General features: G+C 65.2%; 19 protein-coding genes. 7 read left to right on the plus strand and 12 right to left on the minus strand.

The window, feature by feature from the left end; all coding sequences use genetic code 11:
• The first annotated feature begins 75 nt into the window (after window positions 1-75).
• A complete protein-coding gene (locus ACQR1E_RS23090; protein ID WP_434897616.1) occupies window positions 76-882 on the plus strand; it encodes a shikimate dehydrogenase family protein in 807 nt (268 codons plus the stop codon).
• A gap of 29 nt (window positions 883-911) precedes the next feature.
• Here the strand turns inward: ACQR1E_RS23090 and ACQR1E_RS23095 are convergent, their stop codons facing one another.
• From ACQR1E_RS23095 to ACQR1E_RS23105, 3 genes are read right to left on the minus strand one after another with little or no spacing between them, the layout of a single operon-like run.
• Window positions 912-1,637, minus strand: coding sequence for an ABC transporter ATP-binding protein (locus tag ACQR1E_RS23095; RefSeq protein WP_434897617.1), 726 nt, complete (start codon window positions 1,635-1,637; stop codon window positions 912-914).
• Window positions 1,634-3,403 carry a branched-chain amino acid ABC transporter ATP-binding protein/permease gene (locus ACQR1E_RS23100; RefSeq protein WP_316191708.1) on the minus strand — a complete coding sequence of 590 codons (1,770 nt, stop codon included), beginning with the start codon at window positions 3,401-3,403 and terminating at the stop codon, window positions 1,634-1,636. Before ACQR1E_RS23100 ends, ACQR1E_RS23095 begins: the two co-directional genes overlap by 4 nt.
• Before the next feature lie 3 nt (window positions 3,404-3,406).
• Window positions 3,407-4,447 (minus strand): branched-chain amino acid ABC transporter permease, encoded by a 1,041-nt coding sequence (locus ACQR1E_RS23105; protein ID WP_316174607.1) that lies wholly within the window; start codon window positions 4,445-4,447, stop codon window positions 3,407-3,409.
• Window positions 4,448-4,644: 197 nt separating this feature from the next.
• On the opposite strand from ACQR1E_RS23105, the gene ACQR1E_RS23110 reads away from it, so the two are divergent.
• Window positions 4,645-5,151, plus strand: coding sequence for a MarR family winged helix-turn-helix transcriptional regulator (locus ACQR1E_RS23110; protein ID WP_315713766.1), 507 nt, complete (start codon window positions 4,645-4,647; stop codon window positions 5,149-5,151).
• 18 nt (window positions 5,152-5,169) lie between these two features.
• Here the strand turns inward: ACQR1E_RS23110 and ACQR1E_RS23115 are convergent, their stop codons facing one another.
• The 9 genes from ACQR1E_RS23115 to ACQR1E_RS23155 form a co-directional block, all read right to left on the minus strand.
• Window positions 5,170-6,450, minus strand: a complete 1,281-nt coding sequence (locus ACQR1E_RS23115) for a glycerate kinase type-2 family protein (protein WP_315825949.1) — start codon at window positions 6,448-6,450, stop codon at window positions 5,170-5,172.
• Between the two features lie 28 nt (window positions 6,451-6,478).
• A complete protein-coding gene (locus tag ACQR1E_RS23120; RefSeq protein WP_434841737.1) occupies window positions 6,479-7,702 on the minus strand; it encodes an ABC transporter substrate-binding protein in 1,224 nt (407 codons plus the stop codon).
• 249 nt (window positions 7,703-7,951) lie between these two features.
• Window positions 7,952-9,175, minus strand: coding sequence for an ABC transporter substrate-binding protein (locus ACQR1E_RS23125; protein ID WP_434841736.1), 1,224 nt, complete (start codon window positions 9,173-9,175; stop codon window positions 7,952-7,954).
• 346 nt (window positions 9,176-9,521) lie between these two features.
• Window positions 9,522-10,745, minus strand: coding sequence for an ABC transporter substrate-binding protein (locus ACQR1E_RS23130; protein WP_315713771.1), 1,224 nt, complete (start codon window positions 10,743-10,745; stop codon window positions 9,522-9,524).
• Window positions 10,746-10,755: 10 nt separating this feature from the next.
• Complete coding sequence (locus ACQR1E_RS23135; RefSeq protein WP_315713772.1) at window positions 10,756-11,772, minus strand: branched-chain amino acid ABC transporter permease; 1,017 nt, start codon at window positions 11,770-11,772, stop codon at window positions 10,756-10,758.
• 2 nt (window positions 11,773-11,774) lie between these two features.
• Window positions 11,775-12,653: a branched-chain amino acid ABC transporter permease gene (locus ACQR1E_RS23140; RefSeq protein ID WP_315713773.1), complete on the minus strand. Its 879-nt coding sequence runs from the start codon at window positions 12,651-12,653 to the stop codon at window positions 11,775-11,777.
• A 13-nt stretch (window positions 12,654-12,666) separates the two neighbouring features.
• The gene (locus ACQR1E_RS23145; protein ID WP_315713774.1) at window positions 12,667-13,380 is read right to left on the minus strand and encodes an ABC transporter ATP-binding protein; all 714 of its coding nucleotides are present in this window, start codon (window positions 13,378-13,380) and stop codon (window positions 12,667-12,669) included.
• Window positions 13,377-14,174, minus strand: coding sequence for an ABC transporter ATP-binding protein (locus ACQR1E_RS23150; RefSeq protein WP_315713775.1), 798 nt, complete (start codon window positions 14,172-14,174; stop codon window positions 13,377-13,379). Before ACQR1E_RS23150 ends, ACQR1E_RS23145 begins: the two co-directional genes overlap by 4 nt.
• Window positions 14,175-14,240: 66 nt before the next feature.
• Entirely contained in the window at window positions 14,241-15,125 is an 885-nt protein-coding gene (locus ACQR1E_RS23155) for an IclR family transcriptional regulator (RefSeq protein ID WP_315713776.1), read from the minus strand.
• Window positions 15,126-15,338: 213 nt separating this feature from the next.
• On the opposite strand from ACQR1E_RS23155, the gene ACQR1E_RS23160 reads away from it, so the two are divergent.
• From ACQR1E_RS23160 to pimD, 5 genes are all read left to right on the plus strand, one after another.
• Entirely contained in the window at window positions 15,339-17,432 is a 2,094-nt protein-coding gene (locus tag ACQR1E_RS23160) for a 3-hydroxyacyl-CoA dehydrogenase NAD-binding domain-containing protein (RefSeq protein ID WP_316225805.1), read from the plus strand.
• A 179-nt stretch (window positions 17,433-17,611) separates the two neighbouring features.
• Window positions 17,612-19,276 carry a dicarboxylate--CoA ligase PimA gene (gene pimA, locus ACQR1E_RS23165; RefSeq protein WP_434842656.1) on the plus strand — a complete coding sequence of 555 codons (1,665 nt, stop codon included), beginning with the start codon at window positions 17,612-17,614 and terminating at the stop codon, window positions 19,274-19,276.
• A gap of 19 nt (window positions 19,277-19,295) precedes the next feature.
• Window positions 19,296-20,483, plus strand: coding sequence for an acetyl-CoA C-acyltransferase (locus tag ACQR1E_RS23170; RefSeq protein WP_315825956.1), 1,188 nt, complete (start codon window positions 19,296-19,298; stop codon window positions 20,481-20,483).
• Window positions 20,484-20,626: 143 nt separating this feature from the next.
• Window positions 20,627-21,817, plus strand: a complete 1,191-nt coding sequence (gene pimC, locus ACQR1E_RS23175) for a pimeloyl-CoA dehydrogenase large subunit (protein WP_434897618.1) — start codon at window positions 20,627-20,629, stop codon at window positions 21,815-21,817.
• A 161-nt stretch (window positions 21,818-21,978) separates the two neighbouring features.
• Entirely contained in the window at window positions 21,979-23,121 is a 1,143-nt protein-coding gene (pimD, locus tag ACQR1E_RS23180) for a pimeloyl-CoA dehydrogenase small subunit (protein ID WP_315713781.1), read from the plus strand.
• The last annotated feature ends 180 nt before the right edge of the window (window positions 23,122-23,301 follow it).

Here is a 23,301-nt window from a genome sequence, read left to right on the forward strand (position 1 = left end):
GTGAGGAAGGCCGGCTCGGTGAGCCGGCCTTTCGGCCATTTGGACGATGATCTTTGTCGTTTTGGGAGCCCCACCATGATTCCTGCCCCCAGCGGAGCCACGCGGCTCCACATCATCATCGGCGATCCCGTCGCGCAGGTGCGCGCGCCGGCCGGCGTCAGCCAGGCGTTCTCGGAGCGCGGCAGCGATGCGATCCTGGTTGCGGTCCAAGTCGCGCCGGGTGACCTGACTGACTTCCTGGCGACGATGACACGGGTGAAGAATCTCGACGGCATCGTCGCGACCATCCCGCACAAATTCGCCTGCTACCGCGCCTGTGCGACGGCCACCGAGCGCGCGCATTTCATCGGCGCCGTGAATCTGATGCGGCGTGGTCCTGACGGCCTTTGGCATGGCGACATGGTCGACGGCCTTGGCTTCATCGGCGCTGCGAAGGGGGCGAGCTTCGATGCTGCAGGCTGCCGCGCGCTACAGATTGGCGCGGGCGGTGCGGGCTCGGCAATCGCTTTGGCGCTGATCGATTCCGGCGTGCGCGAGCTTGCCATTCACGACAGCGATGCCGGACGCCGCGATGTGCTGATCGCGCGCCTCAACGAGCGGGGCAAAGGCCGCGCCGTTGTCGGCTCGATGAACGCAACAGGCTTCGACATGGTTGCCAACGCCACGCCGGCAGGCATGCAGCCCGGCGATCCTCTGCCGGTCGACATGACGACCGTCAGCCCGTCGGCCTATTGCGGCTGTGTCATCACCCGGCCCGAGGTCTCGCCCTTCATCGCCGCTGCGCGCCAGCGCGGCTGCCTGACGGCGACCGGCACCGACATGTACCGGGCGCTGGAGCGCGTGATGGTCGATTTCCTGCTGTCGAAGGAGGCGCCCTCCTGAAGCAGCGCCTCAGCCCATCGACATCAGGCTCAGCTCGCAGCCGCCTCGGCAAAGCCGAGATAGCTCGCCGCCACGCGCTCGTCGGTGGCGATCTCGCTGGCCCTGCCGTTGAGCACGAACTCGCCGAGCTCCATGACATAGGCGCGGTCGGCGACCTTGAGCGCGGCCTTGGCGTTCTGCTCGACCAGCAGCACCGAGACGCCTTCCTGGCGCAGCTTGGCGACGATTTCGAAGATGCCGGCGACGATGATCGGCGCCAGGCCAAGGCTGGGCTCGTCCAGCATCAGCATCTTCGGCGCGCCCATCAAGGCACGGCCCATCGCCAGCATCTGCTGCTCGCCGCCGGAGAGCGTGCCGGCGAGCTGCTTGCGCCGCTCCTTGAGCTTCGGAAACAGCGTGTAGACGTGCTCGAAGCCGCGTGCGGCGTGGGCCTTCGACATTCTGAAAGCGCCGAGCTGCAGATTATCCTCGACGTTCATGGTGGCGAACAGTTCGCGATGCTCCGGCACCAGACAGAGACCGCGCGCGACGCGGTCCTCGATCTCCAGCCGGGCCATGTCCTCGCCCAGGAAGGAGACGCGACCCTTCAGCGGAAACACGCCCATGATGGCACTGAGCAGCGTGGTCTTGCCGGCGCCGTTGGCGCCGATGATGGTGACGATCTCGTTCTCGGCCACGGTGAGCGAGACCGAGCGGACCGCCTCGACCTTGCCGTAGGAGACATGGGCGTCGGTGACTTCCAGCAGCGTGCTCATGCGGTGGCTCCGAGATACGCCTTGATGACCTCCGGATTGGTCTTGATCGCGGCTGGTGTGCCTTCGGCGATCTTGGTGCCGAAATCGAGCACCACGATGCGGTCGGCGAGGTCCATGACAAATCCCATGTCGTGTTCGACCAGCAGCACCGACATGCCGCCGGCGCGGAGGTCGCGCAGCAGCGCGCCGAGGCGCTGCTTCTCCATGTGGCGCAGGCCGGCGGCCGGCTCGTCGAGCAGCAGCAGCATCGGATCCACGCACAGCGCGCGGGCGATCTCGACGATGCGCTGCTGGCCGAGAGACAACGAGCCGGCAAGCTGGTGCATCTGGTCGCCGAGCCCGACGCGCTCGATCTGCCGCGCGGCTTCCGCGAGCAGCTTGGCTTCGTCGCCGCGATCGAGCCGGAACATGCTCGTGAGCGCGTTGGAATGGCCGCGCAGATGCGCGCCGATCGCGACGTTCTCGAGCACCGTCATATCCGGCACCAGCTTGACGTGCTGGAAGGTACGGGAAATGCCGAGCTTGACGACGTCCTGCGGCGGGGCGTTGCCGACGGCCTTGCCGAGCACCGAGATGTTGCCGGAGGTCGGCGGCAGCACGCCGGTGATCAGGTTGAAGGTCGTGCTCTTGCCGGCGCCGTTCGGGCCGATCAGCGCGACGATCTCGCGGGCCTGGACATCGAACGAGACGTTGTTGACCGCGACCACGCCGCCGAACTGCTTACGCGCGTTGTCGACCTGCAGCAGCACGTTTGGAGTCGTCGCAGATCGCTCCCGCGCCGGCAGTTTGACCGACGTGTCCGGCTGCTTGGCAACCGGCTTGAACGGCAGCCGCGCCGTCAGCCATGGCCACAGGCCGGTCGGGGCGAGCTGGAGAAGCGTGACGAGGAGAATGCCGAACACGATGGTCTCGAGCTGGCCCTCGCCATGCAGCAGCAGCGGGAGGTAGCTTTGCAGCACCTCTTTCAGCACCACGACGATCGCCGCGCCGAGCACGCCGCCCCAGACATAGCCGGCGCCGCCGACCACGGCGACGAACAGATATTCGATTCCGGCCTGGGCGCCGAACGGCGTCGGGTTCACGGCGCGGGTGAAGTGCGCATAGAGCCAGCCCGAGAGGCCGGCGAGCACGGCGGCGTAGATGAACACCAGCAGCTTGGCGCGCGGTGCATAGACGCCGAACGCTTCCGCCGCGATGTGGCCGCGGCGCAGCGCGCGAATGGCGCGGCCGGTGCGGGAGTCCAGCAGGTTCATCGTCAACAGTGCGGAGATCAGAACGGCGGCCCAGATCGCGAAATAGATCGTGCCGGGATCGAGCATCTTGAAGCTGCCGATCGACAGCGGCGGGATGCCGGAGATGCCGTCGTTGCGGCCGAGGAAGGCGAGCTTGCTGAACAGATAGAACAGGCCGAGGCCCCAGGCGAGCGTGCCGAGCGGCAGATAGTGGCCGGACAGCCTGACCGTGACGAGGCCGAGCAGAACGGCGGCGAGGCCGGACACCAGCAGCGACAGCGGCAGGGTCAGCCACGGCGATACGCCGTAATTGGCCGACAGCACCGCAGTGGTGTAGGCGCCGAAGCCGACAAAGGCGGCCTGGCCGAACGAGGTCAGACCGCCAACGCCGGTCAGCAGCACCAGCCCCATCGCGACCAGCGCCGACAGGCCGATATTGTCGAGCAGCACGATCCAGAACGGCGGCATGCCCGGGATGAACGGAATCGCCGCGACGAGGACGGCAAAGACGATGAGAGGCCAACGCTCGCGCACGGCTCAATCCTTCTCTTCTTCGACCGCGGGCGCGGCGAGCGAACGCAGCAGCAGAACCGGGATCAGCAGCGTGAAGACGATCACCTCTTTGAAGTTGGAGGCGTAGAACGAGGAGAACGCCTCGACGATGCCGACGACGAGCGCGGCGACCGCAGTCAGCGGATAGCTGATCAGGCCGCCGATGATCGCGGCGATGAAGCCTTTGAGGCCGATCAGGAAGCCGGTGTCGTAATAGAGCGTGGTGATCGGGACGATCAGGATGCCCGAGAGCGCGCCGATGGTGGAGGCCAGCAGGAATGCGATCTGGCCCGACAGCGTGGTGCGGATGCCGACCAGGCGGGCGCCAAGCCGGTTGACGGCGGTGGCGCGCAGCGCCTTGCCGTAGAGCGTCAGGCCGAAGAACAGCCAGAGGCCGACGATGAAGGCGATGGTGATGCCGTAGACCGCCATGCCCTGCCCGGTGAAGCGCAGCGAGCCGAGCGTCGCCGTGGCATTGAGCAGGGTCGGGCCACGCTGGCCCTCGGCGCCGAAGAACAGCAGGCCGAGGCCCTGCAGTGCGAGGTGAACGCCGACCGAGGCGATCAGCAGCACCAGCACCGAGGTGTGCGCGAGCGGCTGGAACACGATGCGGTAGAGCGACAGGCCGATGCTGGCCACGATCAGCAGCGACAGCACCAGGCTGACGCCGGCGGGCATGCGCTGGTTCGCCGCCCACATGCTGGCGAGCAGAATGACGACAGGGAGGGCGACGTTGAGGCCGAAGGTGCGCGCGATCTTCGGCGCGTGCAGCGTCTTGCGCATGGCGTAGAGGTCGAAGGCGAAGGCCGCGAGCCCGATCACGACGGCGAGCTTCGCGGTGCCCGGCATTTGGCCGGCCGCGAGCGAGGCATAGGTGAGGGCGCCGTAGGTGACGAATTCGCCCTGCGGGATCAGGATCACCCGGGTGACGGCAAACACCAGGACGAGCGCCAGCCCGAGCAGGGCGTAGATCGCGCCGTTGGTAATGCCGTCCTGCAACAGGAACAGCAAGATCGTTGTGTTCAAGACAGGACGCTCCCCCTCTGTGGTGACCGGGCGCGGCCGGCGCCCTGCGCCGTCCGCCGGTCTTGGGCAGTTGAATTGGGCTGCCCGTGTTTGATATAGTGGATAACAATTATCGATTATAATCTCAAGGCCGCTGTTCCGGCTGCGGCATTCGAGACCAGGGATGGAAGCAAATGCGATGAATTTGGCGGACCGTGATGGCCGATAGCGCCAAGCCCGTCAGCAAGAGGGAAAGCCGCAAGGAAGCTGCCGTAGCGGCCGACGAGACGCAAGCGGTCCAGCTCGGCGAGCTGTCGGATCTGCTTGGCTATGTGCTGAAACGGGCGCAGTTGAAGGTGTTCGAGGACTTCCTGCGCTGCGTCGCGCCGCTGCAACTGACGCCGGCCCAGTTCTCGGTGCTGCTGCTGCTCGACGCCAATCCGGGCCGTAACCAGACCGAGATCGCCAACACCCTGGGCATCCTGCGGCCGAACTTCGTGTCCTTGCTGGACAGCCTCGAGAGCCGCGACCTGTGTGCGCGGGTGCGTTCGGCCAACGACCGGCGCTCGCACATCCTGATGCTGACCGAGAAGGGCCGCGCCGTGCTGGCCCGCGCCAAGAAGCTGGTGGTGTCGAAGCATGAGGCGCGGCTCAACGAGCTGCTGGGCCCGGATGGTCGCGACGCGCTGCTGGCGATGCTCACCAAGATCGCGGAGGAGTTCTGAAGGACGCTGTCGCGCCCCTCAATCGACCAGGATGACCCTGACGTCGTTCACATTGGTGAGGGTCGGTCCGGTCTGCAGCAGGCCGCCGGTCGCGGCGAAAAACGCGGTGGCGTCGTTGTTGGCGAGATAGGCCTGCGGATCCAGCCCCTGCGCCCGCATCGCGGCGATGACCTCGGCATCGACAAGCGCACCGGCCGGATCGGAGGCGCTGCCGCCGCCGCCATCGGCGCCGTCGGTGTCGCCGGCGAGCGCCGCGACGCCCTCCATGTCCTTGAGGAGGTCGGCGAGCGCCAGGGCATATTCCTGGTTCGGGCCGCCGCGGCCCTGGCCGCGCACCGTCACGGTGAGCTCGCCGCCGGAGATGATCGCCATGCGGCGACCGAGCGCGCGGGCCTCGCGTGCCAGTTTGGCGTGATCGGCCGCGACCTCGCGGGCCTCACCCTCGAGATCGGCGCCGAGATCGAGCACGTCGTAGCCCGCGGCCTTGACGCTGGCCACGGCCGCCTCCAGCGAGCTGGCGGGGCGCGCGATCAGCTCGAACGAGGCGCGGGCGAAGGCGGCATCGCCGGGCTTGCAGCTCTCATTGGCGGCATCATCGAGCGCCCGGCCGATCGCCGGGTCGACCTCGAGCTTGTATTTGGCGACGATGCCGCGGGCATCGGCCAGCGTGGTCGGATCGGGCACCGTCGGACCCGATGCGATCGCCGAGGGATCGTCATGCGGCACGTCGGAGATCGCCAGCGTCACGATCTCGGCCTTCTGCCCGGCCCGCGCCAGCCGGCCGCCCTTGATTCGCGACAGATGCTTGCGGACCGTATTCATTTCGCCGATCGGTGCGCCCGAGCGGAGCAGCGCGCGGGTCAGCTGCTGCTTCTGCGCGAAGCTGACACCGTTCACCGGCGCGACCCAATTGGCGGACCCACCACCGGAGAGCAGCACCAGCATCAGGTCGCCGGGCTCGGCGGTTGCCGCCAATTGCAGCGTCTCGTCGGCGGCCTTCAGCCCGGCCTCGTCCGGCATCGGATGTCCGGCCTCGATCACCTTCACCCGCCGGGTCGGCACACCATGGCCGTGGCGGGTGGTTGCGATGCCGGTCAGCTTCGCGGGATCGAACCCGAGCGTGTCCAGGTAATGGCGCTCGGCCGCGAGCGCCATCGCGGCCGCGCCCTTGCCGGCGGCGAGGCAGATGATTCGTCCTTTGGGAGCCGCCGGCAGGAATGCCGGCAGCACGACGTTGGGATGCGCCGCGGCGACGGCGGCATCGAAGATCGAGCGCAACAACGGACGGCGGCTGGTCATGCGGCGCCGCCCGTCTGCCGTGCAGAGCCTATTTCAGCTCGCCGCTCATGACCTCGCCGAACAACTGCCAGCGCTCGCCCTTGAACTGCATCAGCTGCAGCTGCTCGATCGGCTGGAAGTCGTCCGGACCGGTGGTCAGCGTGATGCCGGGCAACAGCCCGCCCTGCGCAAACTGCTTCAGGCCTGCCGCCTGCTTCATGACATTGGCGCGGGTCAGTTCGTCGCCGCATCGCTTCAGCACCTCGACCATTGTGGTGGCGATGTTGTAACCGGTCAGCGCCGACGAATCCACGGGGTTGATTTCCGGCAGATATTTGGCGAGCAGCTCCCTGAACGCGCCAAGACCGGGGTCGTTGGCCCATTGCGGATCGGAGGCATCCTTGGCATAGGCGGCCGAGATCACCCCTTGCGAGTTCTCGACGCCGGCCGGCCGCATCACCGCCGCGGTCGAGGCGCTGACATTCGAGATGATGGTGAGCGGCTTCCAGTTCATCTCGCCGAGCTTCTTGATCGCCTGTGCGCCGGATTTCGGTGTGGTGAACAGCACGACGATGTCCGGATTGGCCGACTTCATCTTGACGATGTGCGACTCGATCGTGGGCTCGGCGATCTCATAGCTCTCCTCCAGCACCACACGGGAGGTGTCGCCAAGGCCGTCCTTGAGACCCTTCAGATAGTCCTTGCCCATGTCGTCGTTCTGGTAGAGCACTGCGATCTTGCCGGTCGGCTGCTGCGCGGTGAGATATTTGGCATAGATGCGGGCTTCCGACTGATAGCTCGGCAGCCATCCCATGGTCCACGGATTGGTCTTGGGCTCGTTCCACTTGGTGGCGCCGGTGGCGACGAATAGCTGCGGCACCTTCTTGGCGTTCATGTATTTCTGGATCGCCGTGTTGGGCGCAGTCCCGAGCACACCGAACAGGAACAGCACCTCGTCGCTCTCGACCAGCTTGCGTGCCTGCTCCACCGTCTTCGGCGGCGAATAGGCGTCGTCGTAGGAGATGAAATTGATCTTGCGACCGTTGATGCCGCCCTCGTCGTTGACCTTCTTGAACACTGCCGACATCGCCTTGCCGACCGAGCCGTAGGCCGAGGCGGGGCCGCTATAGGGCACGATGTTGCCGATCCTGATCTCGGTGTCGCTGGCGCCGGTGTCGTATTTCTTGTCGGCATGAGCGCTGCCGGCAACTGCGCTAGCCAGGGCGAGACCGAGCATGCTGGAGACGGTGCGGCGGGTGAGGGCACTGGTCACTTGGGGACTCCTTCTCGGCCTTGGAGCTTGGCCTTGTTGTTGGATCCGCCCGCAAGGCGGGCGACTCGTTTCACTCTGGACGAGTCCCCATAGCGCAGCCGCGCGCTCGGCGTAACCGCCGCCGCTGCATGACCGCCTCTCTTTCAACTCCTAGCTTAAGAAATTCTTGGCAAAGACAGCAAAGATGCTTGGAGAGAGCGCCGCCTGCGGCGCGAGGCCGCAGGCGGCGGTTTCAACTGCGTCTCGTCGTTAGCCGCCGACGTCCGCGGAGATCACGTCGCCGAACAGCTCCCACTTCTCGCCCTTGAAGCGCATCAGTTGCAGCTGGCTGACGGGTGCGAAGTCGGTCGCCGAGGTGTTGATCGTGATGCCAGGCAGCAGCATCTCGGTGCGGAAGTTGCGCAGCGATGCGGCCTGCTTCATGACGTTCTCGCGAGTGAGGTCGTCGCCGCATTGCTTCAGCACCTGCACCAGCGTCTGGGCCACGCTGTAGCCGACGACGGTGCCGCCATCGAGTTTGTCGCCCTCGGGGAAATCCTTTGCCATGAAGTCGAGGAATTGTTTCATCCCGGCGTCATCCTTCCATTGCGGATCGGAGACGTCCTTGAGATAGGCCGCCGAGATGATGTCCTGCGAATTCTCATAGCCGGCCGGCTTCAGCACGCTGCCGACGGAGGCGGAGACGTTGTTGAGGATATGCAGCGTCTTCCAGTCGATCTCCTTGACCTTCTTGATTGCCTGCGCCGCAAATTTCGGCGTGGTGATGTTCACGAATACGTCGGCCCCGGTGGACTTGAGTTTGACAATGTGATTGTCGATCGAGGGTTCGGCGGTCTCGTAGCTCTCCTCCATGACGATCATTGAGGCGGCCTTGGCGCCAAGCCCATCCTTCAGCCCTTTCAGATAGTCCTTGCCGTAATCATCGTTCTGATACAGCACCGCGATCTTGGCGTCCGGCTTTTCCTTCAGCAGATATTTTGCGTAGATTCGGGATTCGCTCTGGTAGTTGGGCTGCCAGCCCATGGTCCAGGGGAAATCCTTCGGATCGTTCCACTTGGTGGCGCCGGTGGCGACGAACAGCTGCGGGACCTTCTTCGAGTTCATGTACTTGTGGATCGCCGAGTTCGGCGGCGTGCCCAGCGAATTGAAGATGAACAGCACTTCATCGCTCTCGACCAGCTTGCGCGCCTGTTCAACCGTCTTCGGCGGCGAATAGGCGTCGTCATAGGAGATGAAGTTGATCTTGCGACCGTTGATGCCTCCCTCGGCGTTGATCTTCTTGAAGTAGGCCGCTTCCGTCTTGCCGATGATGCCGTAGGCCGAGGCCGGCCCGCTATAGGGCATGATGTTGCCGATCTTGATCTCGGTGTCGGAGGCGCCGGTATCGTATTTCTTGTCGGCGGCGATTGCGGAGCTCGAGGCGAGAACGATGGCGGCAGCCGAGGCAAGGGCGGCCCGTCGCGTGATCATCATGGTGCGTTTCTCCCGTGTTGGTTCTGGATGACGTGCCGTGGCCTCCTTGACGGAAGCTCTCGTGTGTCGGGGGACTATAGCAGAGCCGCCGCGGCGTGGTTGCGACATCACGGCACGGTCCGTGTTTTATCGGTCCGCGTCCGCGCAACATCTGCGCAGTTGCGAGAAGCGCGCACAATTTGGGCGGGTGATTGCTCTGCGAGAACAGCCTGAGATCAGCTAAACGGTGTCTGTCCACCGTTCATGGCATCGTCGGTGCGACCTACGAAAAAGCCCTCCGCGCGGATGGCGCGGAGGGCGAGGTTGAGATCGGCACCGCTCTCGGCGGCGATGCTCGATTGCACGATTACTCGATGGCGCCGCTGATCGCCTCGCCGAACAGCTCCCACTTCTCGCCTTTGAACCGCATCATCTGCAATTGCTCGATGGGCGCGAAGTCGGTCGCCGAGGTGTTGATCTTGACGCCCGGCAGCAAGGTGTCGGGCGCGAAGTCCTTCAGGCTGGCGGCCTGCTTCATCACATTGGCGCGGGTGAGGTCGTCGCCGCACATCTGCAGCACCTTCACGAGCGTCTGTGCGGCGCCGTAGCCATAGACGGTCGAGCTGTCGAGCTTGTTGGCGTCGGGATAATACTGCGCGAGGAAGTCGAAGAACTTCTTCATGCCGGGATCATCGTTCCACTGCGGATCCGCAGCGTCCTTGGCATAGGCGGCCGAAAGAATCCCTTGCGAGTTCTCGAAGCCGGCCGGCTTGATCACGCTGCCGACCGAGGCCGAGACGTTGACGACCAGATGCGTCGGATGCCAATCGATCTCGGCAAGTTTCTTGATCGCCTGCGCCGCGAACTTGGGCGTCGTGACGCTGAAGAAGACGTCGGCGCCGGAGGCCTTCAGCTTGACGATGTGGCCGTCGATCGAGGGTTCGGAGGTCTCGTAGCTCTCTTCCATGACGATCATGGACGCGGCCTTGTCGCCGAGGCCATCCTTGAGGCCCTTCAGATAATCCTTGCCGAAATCGTCGTTCTGGAACAGCACGCCGACCTTGGCGCCGGGCTTGTCCTTGAGCAGGTACTTCGCATAGATGCGGCCCTCGCTCTGGTAGCTCGGCTGCCAGCCCATGGTCCAGGGGAAGTTCTTCGGGTCGTTCCACTTGGTTGCGCCGGTGGCGACGAACAGTTGCGGGATCTTCTTGCCGTTGAGATATTTCTGGATCGCCGAGTTCGAGGGCGTGCCGAGCGGGTTGAAGACGAACAGGACCTCGTCGCTTTCGACCAGCTTGCGCACCTGCTCGACCGCCTTGGGCGGCGAATAGGCGTCGTCATAGCTGACGAAGTTGATCTTTCGGCCGTTGATGCCGCCCTCGGCGTTGATCTTCTTGAAATACGCCTCCTCGGTCTTTCCGATCACGCCGTAGGCGGACGCCGGCCCGCTATAGGGCATGATGTTGCCGATCTTAATCTCGGTATCCGACGCGCCGGCGTCGTATTTCTTCTGGGCGAGTGCTGCGCCCGAGGTGAGGGCGATGACCGCCGTCGCGATCGCGGCGATTCGTAGTTGTTGAACGACCTGCAAGAGTTCCTCCTTAGTTCTTTCTGAGTTTGCCGAGCAGCTGCTGCGCCACCATCGCCACCTGCCGCGAGCCGTGCGGCACGAGGAAGATGACGAGGAAAAGCAGCACGCCGAACACCGCGCCGGACAGGCCCTTCGAAATGCCTTCGGCGATGTTGGGAACGAAGATGATGAAGGCCGCGCCGACGAACGATCCGGGCAGCCAGCCGACGCCGCCGACGACCATGCCGAGGAACAGCGAGATCGCGAGAACGATCGTGTAGCTGTCGGGTGCCACGAACTGCACGGCGATGGCGCCGAGGCCGCCGGCGACGCCGGTGATGCCGGCGCTGACGCCGAACGCCAGCGTCTTGTAGGTCGCGACGTCGATGCCCATGGCGGACGCTGCGATCTCGTTGTCGCGGATCGCCATGAAAGCCCGCCCCGAACGCGAGCGTAATAGGTTCACCGAGAACACGTAGATCGCGATCGTGATCGCCAGCGTGAAGTAGTACAGCCACATGTCCTGCGACATCGGCAGGCCGAACGGCGCGTCCGGCTTGGTGACGACGAGGCCCTGCACGCCGCCGGTCCATTCCTCGAAGAAGCCGAGCTTGAGGATCTGCGGCATCGCGGTGGCGAGCGCGAAGGTGGCGAGCGCGAGATACACGCCCGAGAGCCGCAGCGCCGGTTGGCCGAACAGGAAGCCGAAGCCGAAGCAGATGACGCCGGCGACCGGCAGGGTCAGCGCGTAGTTGACATTGTACTGCTCCATCAGGATCGCCGACGTATAGGCGCCGACCGCATAGAACGCGCTCTGCCCGAGAGAGAACTGTCCGGAGCCGCCGGTCAGGATGTTCAACGCCAGCACGGCGAGTCCGTAGATCAGGAGCATCGTCATCTGGAAGATGATGAAGTTCTTGACGAACAGCGGAACCACGAGAAGCAGAAGCACGACGACGAAGGTGGTGCCGGAACTCAAGGTCATGGCCCGCTTCGGAACGGCATCGACCGCGGGCGCCTGGGATGCGATGTCCTCGACTGCGCTCATGATCAGACTCGCTTCACGATGTTGCGGCCGAACAGGCCGGCCGGTTTGATGACTAGGACGGAGATGATGAGGGCCAGTGCGATCGGCAGCTTCATCTCATTGCCCACGTGGGGAATGTAGGTGCCGGCGAGATTCTCGAAGATGCCGACCAGGAAGCCGCCGAGCACCGCACCGAAGGGGCTGGTGAGGCCCCCAAGCACGGCCGCGGCGAAACCGTAGATCAGCACGCCGCCCATCATGTTGGGCTCGAGGAACACCACCGGCGCGATCAGCATGCCGGCGATCGAGCCGATCGCGGCCGCCATGCCCCAGCCGAGCGCAATCATCCAGGAGGTGTTGATGCCGACCAGCCGCGCCGATTCCGGCAAGGCTGCGGCCGCGCGCATCGCAAGTCCGACACGGGTGTACTGGAAGAAGAAGTACAGCCCGATCAGGAGCAGCAGGGTGATGCCGATCATGCCGGCCTGATGGGTCGAGATCAGCTGGCTGCCCAGGAACGGCGAGGAGCCGAACGGCGTCGGGTACTGCTTGATGGTGAAGTCCCAGATCAGCCCGGCGCAGGAGTTGATGATCGAGAACAGCGCGATGAAGCCGGCGACCTGGGTCAGGATCGGCGCCTTGGTCAGTGGCTTGAACAGCACCCGCTCGATCACGATGCCGCCGGCGAAGGAGAAGGCCAGCGTCACCACGAAGGCGACCCAGTAGGGCAGGCCCCATTGCATCAGCTGCCAGGAGATGAATGTCGAGAACATCGCCATCTCGCCTTGCGCAAAGTTGAGATGGTCGATGGCCTGGTAGATCATCACGACGGCGAGCGCCATGCAGGCGTAGATCGCGCCCGTCGCAATGCCGGCCAGGACCTGGTTGGTGAAGAGCTCCATTGTCCCGCCTCCGTTAGTAGCCCAAATAGGATTTGCGGACGTTCTCGTCTTTCGCGATGTCCGAGGCCGCGCCCGACATGACGATGCGGCCCGTCTCGATCACATAGGCCCGATCGGCGAGCTCGAGCGCGAGCTGCGCATTCTGCTCGACCACGAGGATCGAGACCTTTTCCTCGCGGTTGATCTTGCCGAGGATGCCGAAAAGGTCGCGGACCACCAGCGGTGCCAAGCCGAACGACGGCTCGTCGAGCAGCATCAGCCTGGGTCGCAGCATCAGCGCGCGGGCCACCGCCAGCATCTGCTGCTCGCCGCCGGATAAGGTGCCGGCCTGCTGGGTGTGGCGTTCCTTCAGCTTGGGGAAGTAGGAGTACATCCGCTCGATGTCGGCGACGATGCCCGCCTTGTCGCTGCGCGTGATGGCGCCGAGCTGCAGGTTTTCTTCCACCGTCATGTTGGTGAAGGTGCCGCGGCCCTGCGGCACGTGCGCGATGCCGAAGCGCACGATGCTCTCGGTCGATTTGTTGTTGAGCGGCTTCCCCTCGAACTCGATCGCACCGGTCGAGCGCACCATGTTGCAGATGGCGCGCAGGGTGGTGGTCTTGCCGGCGCCATTGGCGCCGAGCAGGGTCGTCAGCGAACCCTCGTTGAGGGAGAAGGAGAGGCCGTGCAGGGCCTGGACCTGGCCGTAATAGGCGCGCAGGTCCTTGACGTTGAGCAGCGGCGTCATTGATCCTTGCTCCCGAGATAGGCCTTGATGACGTCGGGATCGGCCTGCACCTGGGCGGGCGTGCCCTCGGCGAGCTTGCGGCCGAAATTCAGCGCCACGACGTGGTCGGCGATCGACATCACCAGTCCCATGTGATGCTCGACCAGCAGCACGGTCACCTTGCGGTCGTCGCGAATGCGCCGGATCAGATCGCCCAGCACATGGACTTCCTCATGATTGAGCCCGCCGGCGGGCTCGTCGAGCAGCAGGATCTTGGGATCGGCGGCGAGCGCGCGCGCCAGCTCGACGCGCTTCTGGGTGCCGAACGGCAGCCCGGACACGGTCTTGTGCGCGACCTCCTCGAGGTCGAGATAGGCGAGAATTTCGTGAACCTTGGTGTTGACGGAATTCTCGCTGCGCCGGACCCAGGCCAGACGCAGCGAATCCGAGATGATGTCGCTGGAGGTGCGCGCATGGGTGCCGACGCGGACGTTGTCGAGCACGGAGAGATTGGGAAACAGCGCGACATTCTGGAAGGTGCGGCCGATGCCGATCTCGGCAATGCGGTGCGGCGGCCGCTTCAGGATGCTGTGGCCTTCCATCAGGATGTCGCCGGAACTCGGCTGGTAGAGCCGGCTGAGGCAGTTGAACAGGGTGGTCTTGCCGGCGCCGTTCGGGCCGATGAGGCCGAGGATCTGACCCTCGCGCATCTCGAACGAGACGCCGTTCAGCGCCACGATGCCGCCGAACACGACGCTGACGTCGCGGACGACGAGCAGCGGATCGTTGGTCTGGGCGAGTTGTGCCTGCGTCATCTCGTCTCGCCCCTCCCCAAATCGTTCAGGTCAGGACGCGGCGCCAGCCGACCGCGATGATGCAGGCTATCTGATACCCTCGGCAACACGGGCAACTTTTCCTCCTGGCTTCGGCTTTTTATTGAGTTCTTTGTTTGATGGGCTGCTTGTTTGATTAGTTGACGGCGCGAGGCCGCCGAGCGCCGCTTCGATGTTCCTTACCATCGCGACGAGACGAGGTCCAATGTCGGTGCGCAAGCGCTCTTCCGTGAAGCGGAATGCCGGTGCTCCGCAATTCACGGCGTAGGGACCGGTTCCGTCGTTCAGCCGCAACGCGACGCCGACCGCATGAACGTCGTCCTGCCATTCGCCGGCGGAGATCGTGAAGCCATATTTCGCAACGGTCTCGCCGGCGCGCTCGATGCCGTCGCGGATCTTCGGCCAACGGCTGCCGTAATGCTCGCGCATCTCCCGCATCAACGCGGCGCGGTCCTCGTCCGGCAGCGCCCAGATGTAGGCGCGGCCCATCGCGGTCGTTGCAATCGGAATGCGCGAGCCGACGTCGAGTTGAACGTTGATGACGCCGTGACGGCTCTGGCCGAAATAGATCATGCTCAGCCGGTCGCGGCCGCCGATGGCCACCGCGCCGCCGGTCTCGCGCATCAGCTGCTCGCGGAACGGCTCGGAAAGATGGCGGATGCCGAGATTGGCGAGCGCGGCGTAGCCCAGCGCCAGCGCCGCTGGGGCCAGCTGGTATTTCTCGAAGCGCGGCACCGGGGTGAGATAGCCGAGCTTGGTGAGCGTGTAAGTGAGGCGCGAGACCGTCGCCTTCGGCAGGTTGGTGCGCGCGGCGATTTCCTGATTGCCCAGCAGGCCGTCATTCGGCCGGAACGCCCGCAGCACGTCGAGGCCGCGCGCCAGCGCGACGACGAAGCTCCGATCGGTCGCGGGTTTCTTCCCTGGGCGTTTCATGTCATCGGCTGTTGATTGATGAGCCTCGTTGACAACGCTCGTGCTTCAAAATAACCCTGGATGTCAAGATGTGGAATTAGATTTCGCACTGCGGAATTGATGTTCGGCAGCGGGTAGACGCAAGCAAGGCTGATACTCTGCGCAAATGAAGAGCCAAGAATTGGCCGGTGCGTTAACCGGCCGCAAAGAAACGACATCCCAAGGAGCTTACGCGTGAGCGAAGTGGCAAAGCTTGACCGTCATGACATCATCGGCATCGTCACCATCGACAGCCCGCCCGTCAATGCGCTGAGTGCCGCAGTTCGCGGCGGCATCCTGGACAACGTCAAGGCGGCGATCGCCGATCCCGCGATCAAGGCGATCGTGCTGACCTGCGGCGGCCGTACCTTCATCGCCGGGGCCGACATCACCGAGTTCGGCAAGCCACCGAAGCCGCCGGCGCTCAACGACGTGCTGAGCACGATCGAGAACAGCCCCAAGCCGGTCATTGCGGCGATTCATGGAACGGCCCTGGGCGGTGGTCTCGAAGTGGCGCTCGCCTGTCATTATCGTGTCGCCACCAAGGAGGCGAAGCTCGGACTGCCCGAGGTGAAGCTCGGCCTGCTGCCGGGCGCGGGCGGCACCCAGCGCCTGCCGCGCGCCGTAGGCCCCGAGCTCGCAGTCAAGATGATCGTCGGCGGTGACCCGATCGGCGCAGTGGAAGCGCTGAAGGCGGGCCTGATCGAGGAGATCGTCGAGGGGCCGGCATCGGGCGGCGAAGCCTTCGCGCGCAAGGTGGTGGCGGAGAACCGTCCGCTGCGCAAATTGCGCGATGACGATTCCAAGCTGGCGGCCGCCAAGGCCGATCGCACGATCTTCACCAGTGCGGTGGCGGCGATCACCAAGAAGTCGCGTGGGCTCGAGGCGCCGTTCGCAGCGGCCGACGCGGTCGGCTATGCGATCGACCTGCCGTTCGACGAGGGCCTGAAGAAGGAGCGCGAAGGTTTCCTCAAGCTGCTCACCAGCGATCAGTCCAAGGCGCAGCGCTATGCGTTCTTCGCCGAGCGCGAGGCTGCCAAGATCGCCGGCGTGCCCGAGGGCACCAAGGGCCGCAAGGTCGAGCGCGTCGCGATCATCGGCGCCGGCACCATGGGCGGCGGCATTGCGATGTCGTTCGCCAATGCTGGCATTCCGGTCACGCTGATCGAGACCGCCGAGGAGCAGCTGAAGCGCGGTATGGGCGTCATGCAGAAGAACTGGGAGGCGACCGCCGCGCGCGGCGGCATCCCGGCGGATGCACCGGCCAAGCGCATGGCGTTGATCGACGGCAAGGTCGGTCTCGAGAACGTCAAGGACGCCGACCTCGTCATCGAGGCGGTGTTCGAGACCATGGCGGTGAAGAAGGAAGTGTTCGGCAAGCTCGATCAATACGCAAAGCCGGGCGCGGTGCTGGCCTCGAACACGTCCTATCTGAACATCGACGCCATCGCCGCAGAGACCAGCCGGCCGCAGGACGTGCTCGGCATGCATTTCTTCTCGCCGGCTAACGTCATGAAGCTGTGCGAAATCGTGCGTGCGGAGAAGACGGCGCCGGATGCGCTCGTCACCGCGGTGTCGATCGCGCGCAAGATCGCAAAGGTGCCGGCCGTGGTCGGCGTCTGCGACGGCTTCGTCGGCAACCGCATGCTGGCGCAGCGCGGCAAGCAGGCCGAGAAGCTGTTGTTCGAAGGCGCGCTGCCGCAGCAGGTCGACGCGGTCGTCACCAAGTTCGGCATGCCGATGGGCCCGTTCGCGATGGGCGATCTCGCCGGTCTCGACATCGGCTGGCGCTCGCGCAAGGACCGCGGCATCAAGAGCGAGATCGCGGATGCGCTGTGCGAGGCCGGCCGCTTCGGCCAGAAGACCGGCAAGGGCTATTACAAATATGAGGCGGGCTCGCGCGCGCCGCTGCCGGATCCCGATGTCGAGAAGCTGATCGACGAGACGCTCGCCAAGCTCGGCCTCAAGCGGCGCGCGGTCAGCGACGAGGAGATCCTCGAGCGCATGATGTATCCGATGATCAACGAGGGCGCGAAGATCCTCGCCGAAGGCATTGCCGCGCGTCCGTCCGACATCGATGTGGTCTGGCTGTACGGCTATGGCTGGCCGATCTATCGCGGCGGCCCGATGTACTGGGCCGACAGCGTCGGCCTGAAGCACATCGCCGAGCGGCTGGCGTTCTATGCCAAGGAGACCAATGATCCCTCGCTCGAGCCGGCGCCGCTGCTGAAGCAGCTCGCGGAGGAAGGCAAGACTTTCGCCTCGCTGGCGCAGGGGAAGGCCGCTTGAGGCTTTGCCCTAGCTCCGTGCACAGCTGCGCCCCCCTCCCCCTTGCGGGGAGGGGTTGGGGGTGGGGGTCCACAACGGCAGTCTCGCCCGGAGCCACCCCCCCTCCCTGGCCCTCCCCCACAAGGGGGGAGGGAACGGGAAGAGCGGGGCCGCCTTACGGCAAGAAACACAGAGTCCGCATGACCCATCCTGGCGAACAGTTCTATCCCGAAGGCGTCCGCTGGGACGCGCCGATCGCGCGTGGCACCTTGCCAGATCTGCTGGCAAAGGCGGTCAGTGACTTCGGCGATCGCGACGCGCTGGAATTCCGCGACCGCCCCGTCACCTTCAAGCAACTCGCGGCGCTCGTCGACCAGGCTGCCGCCGCGTTCCTGCGAGCCGGTTTTGGCAAGGGCGCGTCGATCGCGCTGTTCCTCGGCAATACGCCGGATCATCCGATCAACTTCTTCGGCGCGCTCAAGGCCGGCGCCCGCGTCGTGCACCTGTCGCCGCTCGATGGCGAGATCGCGCTGTCGCACAAGCTCAGCGATTCCGGCGCACGCATTCTCGTCACCTCGAACCTGTCGGCGCTGCTGCCGACGGCGCTGAAGTTCCTCGAGAAGGGCCTGCTCGACCGCCTGATCGTCTGCGAGGATGATCATTGGGGCAAGGTCGGTACGTCACAGACGCCGTTGCCGGATAGCTCCGCCGTGACCACCCATCGTGCCTTCGTCGAGGGCGCCGTGGCGCCGGCAGCGTGGCCGGCCATCTCGCCCGACGACATCGCCCTGCTGCAATATACCGGCGGCACCACCGGCCTGCCCAAGGGCGCGATGCTGACCCATGGCAATCTCACCTCGGCAGTGTCGATCGCCGAAATCTGGGGCCGCGCGACGCGCGCGAACGGCAACGGCTCCGACCGAGTCATCTGCGTGCTGCCGCTGTTCCACATCTATGCACTGACGGTGGTGCTGCTGACCTCGCTGCGTCTCGGCAGCCTGATCTCGCTGCACCAGCGCTTCGACTTGGAAGCCGTGATGCGCGACATCGAGGTCAAGCGCGCGACCTATTTTCCCGGCGTGCCGACGATGTGGATCGCGATCGCCAACCTGCCCGATCTCGACACGCGCGATCTGTCGTCGCTGACCAGCGTTGGCTCCGGTGGCGCGCCGCTGCCAGTCGAGGTCGCGCGCATCCTGGAGCGCCGCGTCGGCATGAAGCTGAAGAGCGGCTGGGGCATGACCGAGACCTGCTCGCCCGGCACCGCCCATCCCAAGGGTGGCCCGGACAAGCCCGGCTCGATCGGGATCACGCTGCCCGGCATCGAGATGGACGTCGTGTCGCTCGAGGATCCCGCAAAGGTGCTCGGCGTGAACGAGGTGGGCGAGATCCGGATCAAGGGGCCGAACGTCACCAAGGGCTATTGGAACCGGCCGGACGAAACGGCGCAGTCGTTCGTCGGCGATCATTTCCTGACCGGCGACATCGGCTATGTCGACGCCGACGGTTTCTACTTCCTGGTCGACCGCAAGAAGGACATGATCATCTCCGGCGGCTTCAACGTCTATCCGCAGATGATCGAGCAGGCGATCTACACCCATCCGGCGGTGCAGGAGGTCATCGTGATCGGCATTCCCGACGCCTATCGCGGCGAGGCGGCCAAGGCCTTCATCAAGCTGCGCGACGGCTTCGCGCCGTTCCCGGTCGAGGATCTCCGCGCCTTCCTCACCGGCAAGCTCGGCAAGCACGAGCTGCCGGCGGCGGTCGAGTTCGTCGACGAGCTGCCGCGCACGCCGGTCGGCAAGCTGTCGCGTCACGAACTGCGCCAGCAGCAATCACCCACGTCTCACAGCAAACATCCGTAACAACAACAGGAGGTCGCCCATGACCGATGCCGTCATCGTTTCCACCGCCCGCACGCCGATCGGCAAGGCCTATCGCGGCGCGCTCAACGCCACCGGCGGCGCGACGCTGCTCGGCCACGCCATCGGCGAGGCGGTCAAGCGCGCCAAGGTCGATCCGGCCGAGGTCGAGGATGTCGTGATGGGCGCAGCCCTGCAGCAGGGCTCGACCGGCGGCAACATCGCGCGCAAGGCGCTGCTGCGTGCCGGCCTGCCGGTGTCGGTCGGCGGCACCACCATCGACCGCCAGTGCGCCTCCGGCCTGCAGGCGATTGCGCTCGCGGCGCGCTCGGTGATCTTCGACGGTGTCGAGATCGCGGTTGGCGGCGGCGGTGAATCGATCTCGCTGGTCCAGAACGACAAGATGAACACATTCCAGGCCACCGATCCGGCGCTGCTCGAGATCAAGGGCGACGTCTACATGCCGATGATCGACACCGCCGAGATCGTCGCCAAGCGCTACGGCATCTCCCGCGAGCGCCAGGATGAATATGCGCTGGAGAGCCAGCGCCGCACCGCTGCCGCGCAGCAGGGCGGCAAGTTCAACGATGAGCTGGCGCCGATCTCGACCAAGATGGCGGTCACCGACAAGGCCACCGGCAACGTCTCGTTCAAGGACGTCACCCTGTCGCAGGACGAAGGTCCGCGTCCCGAGACGACGGCCGAAGGCCTCGCCGGCCTCAAGGCCGTGCGCGGCGACGGCTTCTCGATCACCGCCGGCAATGCCAGCCAGCTCTCCGACGGCGCCTCCGCCTGCGTGATCATGAGCGACGCCACCGCGGCGAAGCGCGGCCTGCAGCCGCTCGGAATCTTCCGCGGCTTCGTCGCGCATGGCTGCGAGCCCGACGAGATGGGCATCGGCCCGGTGTTCGCGGTGCCGCGCCTGCTCAAGCGCCACGGGCTGACCGTCGACGACATCGGCCTGTGGGAGCTCAACGAGGCGTTCGCCGTGCAGGTGCTGTACTGCCGCGACAAGCTCGGCATCGACCCCGACAAGATCAACGTCAATGGCGGCGCCATCGCGGTCGGCCATCCCTACGGCATGTCGGGCGCGCGGCTCACGGGCCACGCGCTGATCGAAGGCCGCCGCCGCAAGGCCAAGTACGCGGTGGTGACGATGTGCGTCGGCGGCGGCATGGGCGCCGCCGGCCTGTTCGAGGTGCTGCAATAGGTCTTCGTCATTCCGGGGCGCGCGGAGCGCGAGCCCGGAATCCATACTCACGATGGTGGTTATGGATTCCGGGTTCGCCTCTTCGAGGCGCCCCGGAATGACAGCTCGATTTGTCGACGAATATATACACACGGGAGGATCCGATGGATCTTGCATTCACGAAGGAAGAGCAGGCGTTCCGCGAGGAAGTCCGGGCGTTCTTCAGGGACAACGTGCCCGCGGAGACGCGGCGGAAGATGATCGAAGGCCGCCATCTGTCGAAGGACGAGATGGTGACCTGGTGGCGCATCCTCAACAAGAAGGGCTGGGGTGTCTCGCACTGGCCGGAGGAATATGGCGGCACCGGCTGGACCTCGGTGCAGCACTACATCTTCAACGAGGAGCTGCAGGCCTATCCGGCGCCGCAGCCGCTCGCCTTCGGCGTCAGCATGGTCGGCCCCGTCATCTACACCTTCGGCAACGAGGAGCAGAAGAAGAAGTATCTGCCGCGCATCGCCAATGTCAACGACTGGTGGTGCCAGGGCTTCTCAGAGCCGGGCTCGGGCTCTGACCTCGCATCGCTAAAGACCAAGGCGGAGCGCCGCGGCGACAAGTGGATCATCAACGGCCAGAAGACCTGGACGACGCTCGCGCAGCACGCCGACATGATCTTCTGCTTGTGCCGCACCGATCCCTCCGCGAAGAAGCAGATGGGCATCTCCTTCATCGTGTTCAGCATGAAGTCGAAGGGCGTCACGGTGCGTCCGATCCAGACCATCGACGGCGGCCACGAGGTCAACGAGGTGTTCTTCGACGACGTCGAGGTGCCCATCGAGAACTTGATCGGCGAGGAGAACAAGGGCTGGGACTACGCCAAGTTCCTGCTTGGCAATGAGCGCACCGGGATCGCCCGTGTCGGCGTCTCCAAGGAGCGCATCCGCCGCATCAAGGAGCTCGCCGGCAAGATCGAATCCGGCGGCCGCCCGGTGCTGGAGGATCCGTCGTTCCGCGAGAAGCTCACCGCCTGCGAGGTCGAGCTGAAGGCGCTCGAGCTGACGCAACTGCGCGTCGTCGCCGATGAGGGCAAGCACGGCAAGGGCAAGCCCAATCCGGCGTCCTCGGTGCTGAAGATCAAGGGCTCGGAGATCCAGCAGACCACCACCGAGCTGCTGATGGAGGTGATCGGCCCGTTTGCCGCGCCCTACGACGTCCATGGCGACGACGACAGCAACGAGACCATGGATTGGACCGCCCAGATCGCGCCGAGCTACTTCAACAACCGCAAGGTCTCGATCTACGGCGGCTCCAACGAGATCCAGCGCAACATCATCGCCAAGGCGGTGCTGGGGCTTTGAGTTGCTGTCATTCCGGGGCGCCGCGAAGCGGCGAGCTACGACGCGCAGTTGCGCGTCGGAGAATCCATAACCACCATCGTGAGTATGGATTCCGGGCCCGCGCCTTGCGGCGCCTCCCGGAATGACGCCGATGATGAATTCCGGGTACGAGGATAGAGAGCATGGATTTTGATCTCACCGAGGAGCAGCGTCTCCTCAAGGACAGCATCGACGGCCTGCTGGCGGATGCCTACGATTTCGACAAGCGCAAGCTGTACATGAAGGAGAAGGGCGGCTGGAGCCGCGCGATGTGGTCCAAGCTCGCCGAGCAGGGCCTGCTCGGTCTGCCGTTCTCGGAAGACGACGGCGGCTTCGGCGCCGGCGGCGTCGAGACCATGATCGTGATGGAGGCGATGGGTCGCGCGCTGGTGCTCGAGCCGTATCTCGCAACCGTGGTGCTGGCCGGCGGTTTCCTCCGTCATGGCGGCTCGGCGGCGCAGAAGGCCGCGCATCTGCCTGGAATCATCGACGGCAGTAGGACGTTTGCGTTCGCCCAGCTCGAGAAGCAGTCGCGCTATGACCTGTTCGACGTTGCGACGTCTGCGAAGAAGAAGGGCGATGGCTGGGTCATCGACGGCGAAAAGTTCGTCGTGCTCAACGGCGAGAACGCCGACACCTTGATCGTGACCGCGCGCACCTCGGGCGGCCAGCGCGACAAGTCGGGCATCGGCGTGTTCATCGTGCCGGCCGACGCCAAGGGTGTCACCCGCAAGGGCTATCCGACCCAGGACGGTCTGCATGCCGCCGACATCACCTTCACCGGTGTGGAGGTCGGCGCCGACGCCGCGATCGGCGATCCGGTCAACGCCCTGCCGCTGATCGAACGCGTCGTCGACGAGGCCCGCATCGCGCTGTGCGCGGAGGCCGTCGGCCTGATGGACGAGTCGCTGAAGACCACGGTCGAGTACATCAAGACGCGCAAGCAGTTCGGCGTCGCGATCGGCTCGTTCCAGTCGCTGCAGCACCGGGCATCCGACATGTTCGTCGCGCTGGAGCAGGCCCGCTCGATGTCGATGTTTGCGACCATGGCCGCCGAGTTCGACGACGCCAAGGAGCGCGCCACCTCGATCGCCGCGGCCAAGGTGCAGATCGGCAAGTCGGCTAAGTTCGTCGGCCAGCAGGCGATCCAGCTCCATGGCGGCATCGGCATGACCATGGAGGCCAAGATCGGCCACTACTTCAAGCGTCTGACGATGATCGAGAGCACCTTCGGCGACACCGACTACCACATGCGCCGCGTCAGCGAGGCGGGCGGGTTGATCTAGAAAGCTTTGTCGTTGCCGGGCTTGACCCGGCAACCCATCGCTTTCTGAAGATGGATGCGCGGGCCTTCGCCGCGCCGAAGGGGCTTCGGCCCCGCAGGCGGGTCAACCCCGCGCATGACGGATTTGAGAGGGCTACGCTGCCGGTGTCGACCGGCTCCGGAGTGATTTGATCAATCGAGC

Origin of the sequence: Bradyrhizobium sp. HKCCYLRH1030 (genome assembly GCF_051168395.1) — a bacterium.
Taxonomy (GTDB): Bacteria; Pseudomonadota; Alphaproteobacteria; order Rhizobiales; family Xanthobacteraceae; genus Bradyrhizobium.

Bases quoted from the DNA above. Each gene is read 5' to 3' on its own strand.
- ACQR1E_RS23090 (WP_434897616.1), top strand. From the start codon at position 76: ATGATTCCTGCCCCCAGCGGAGCCACGCGGCTCCACATCATCATCGGC.
- ACQR1E_RS23095 (WP_434897617.1), bottom strand. From the start codon at position 1,637: ATGAGCACGCTGCTGGAAGTCACCGACGCCCATGTCTCCTACGGCAAG.
- ACQR1E_RS23110 (WP_315713766.1), top strand. From the start codon at position 4,645: ATGGCCGATAGCGCCAAGCCCGTCAGCAAGAGGGAAAGCCGCAAGGAA.
- ACQR1E_RS23115 (WP_315825949.1), bottom strand. From the start codon at position 6,450: ATGACCAGCCGCCGTCCGTTGTTGCGCTCGATCTTCGATGCCGCCGTC.
- ACQR1E_RS23125 (WP_434841736.1), bottom strand. From the start codon at position 9,175: ATGATGATCACGCGACGGGCCGCCCTTGCCTCGGCTGCCGCCATCGTT.
- ACQR1E_RS23135 (WP_315713772.1), bottom strand. From the start codon at position 11,772: ATGAGCGCAGTCGAGGACATCGCATCCCAGGCGCCCGCGGTCGATGCC.
- ACQR1E_RS23140 (WP_315713773.1), bottom strand. From the start codon at position 12,653: ATGGAGCTCTTCACCAACCAGGTCCTGGCCGGCATTGCGACGGGCGCG.
- ACQR1E_RS23145 (WP_315713774.1), bottom strand. From the start codon at position 13,380: ATGACGCCGCTGCTCAACGTCAAGGACCTGCGCGCCTATTACGGCCAG.
- ACQR1E_RS23150 (WP_315713775.1), bottom strand. From the start codon at position 14,174: ATGACGCAGGCACAACTCGCCCAGACCAACGATCCGCTGCTCGTCGTC.
- ACQR1E_RS23155 (WP_315713776.1), bottom strand. From the start codon at position 15,125: ATGAAACGCCCAGGGAAGAAACCCGCGACCGATCGGAGCTTCGTCGTC.
- pimA (WP_434842656.1), top strand. From the start codon at position 17,612: ATGACCCATCCTGGCGAACAGTTCTATCCCGAAGGCGTCCGCTGGGAC.
- ACQR1E_RS23170 (WP_315825956.1), top strand. From the start codon at position 19,296: ATGACCGATGCCGTCATCGTTTCCACCGCCCGCACGCCGATCGGCAAG.
- pimC (WP_434897618.1), top strand. From the start codon at position 20,627: ATGGATCTTGCATTCACGAAGGAAGAGCAGGCGTTCCGCGAGGAAGTC.
- pimD (WP_315713781.1), top strand. From the start codon at position 21,979: ATGGATTTTGATCTCACCGAGGAGCAGCGTCTCCTCAAGGACAGCATC.